Source organism: Paenibacillus nanchangensis (assembly GCF_046543445.1).
Classification (GTDB): domain Bacteria; phylum Bacillota; class Bacilli; order Paenibacillales; family Paenibacillaceae; genus Paenibacillus_AQ; species Paenibacillus_AQ nanchangensis.
In genome coordinates this window covers 1-1231 of sequence record NZ_JBHOFD010000074.1, presented here as the reverse complement: position 1 = coordinate 1231, position 1231 = coordinate 1, and the positions used below count along the sequence as shown (strand labels likewise).

Genomic DNA, 1231 nt, shown 5'->3' with positions numbered 1-1231 from the left:
GCTAGAGTAAAGGGCTGGCTCGCCAGCCCCTCCTCATCAAACCGTACGTGAGGTTTTCCCTCATACGGCTTTCCGATGTCCGTCATTCATGGGCATGCAGATTACAATAGCGTTTTCAATCCATACCTATTGGCCATATACTTCACTTCAGATATTGAACTCATCCAATTCCTGCGTTGTTTCTTCTTCGCATACCACCGGGTGAATCGCTGCAGAATATACCAATCCAGTTTCGCTAATCTCTTTTGGCTATAGTTCGTGTAGTAATAATTTCTCCATCCCTGGATCTTTGGATTAAGCCATTCCACTTGTTCCGCGAACGATTTCGAACGCATGCCGGGCGGGGCTAATCTGTCTTTGACCACGCCTCGGATACGTTCCTCCGCCTTCTTCGTTAGCCACTGTTGTGTGGTATAGTACACCTTCCCTTGCGAGGTCTCTGCTTTTGTTTTTCGGTGGTGCATGCCTAAGAAGTCGAATCCTTCTTCTCCTGTCCATAAGCCCACTATGCGAGTTTTGGTCGGGTGTAGGGTTAGCTCCAGACGTTCCATAATTCTGCCGTTCATAGGCATGCTCGGCGTCCTTTTTGGTTTTGCAGACCACAACAAAATCGTCTGCATACCTTGTTAATTCTCCCAGCCCACTACCATGTTTCTCCCACAGTCGGTCAAAGTAGTTCAGGTAGATATTCGCCAGAAGCGGTGAAATGACGCCACCTTGTGGTGTCCCTAAATCAGACCGTCTTACGTTTCCTTCCTCCATGACTCCCGCTTGTAGCCACTTTCGGATTAACTTCAAGATCCTCCTGTCGTTGATACGCATCTGTACCAATTTCATGAGTTTCTCTTGATTCATGTTGTCAAAGTAACCTTGGATATCGACGTCGACTATCCAATTTCCTTTGCGGTTGCAGGCTTTCCGGATTCGCTCCAGCGCTCCCTTTGCACTTCGCTTCGGACGAAATCCGAAGGAGACTTCTTTAAAATCGGCTTCAAAGATGGGTTCAATCACCAGTTTGGTTGCCATCTGTAGGACTCGGTCTCGTACGGTGGGGATGCCTAGCGGTCTTGGCTTCCCATCTTTCTTCGGGATGTAGTGCCGTCGTACGGGCTGCGGATGGTAATGGCCTTCCTTTAGTTCTCGCTCGCATTCCTTGAGGAAACTTGTTTCTCCTTGTTCTTCGATATCTGCGAGCGTTACGGCATCCACTCCCGCGGCTCCCTTATTCGCT

Annotated in this window: 2 protein-coding genes; both read right to left on the bottom strand. The window is 48.9% G+C overall.

All coding sequences use genetic code 11. The features are described 5' to 3' along the window. Nucleotides 1-101: 101 nt before the first annotated feature. Nucleotides 102-335 (bottom strand): group II intron maturase-specific domain-containing protein, encoded by a 234-nt coding sequence (locus tag ACE6ED_RS29095; protein ID WP_410830953.1) that lies wholly within the window; start codon nt 333-335, stop codon nt 102-104. Then, the coding region (ltrA, locus tag ACE6ED_RS29090; protein ID WP_410830952.1) for a group II intron reverse transcriptase/maturase at nt 295-1231 on the bottom strand (937 nt) is incomplete at its 5' end. The genes ltrA and ACE6ED_RS29095, both read right to left, overlap by 41 nt.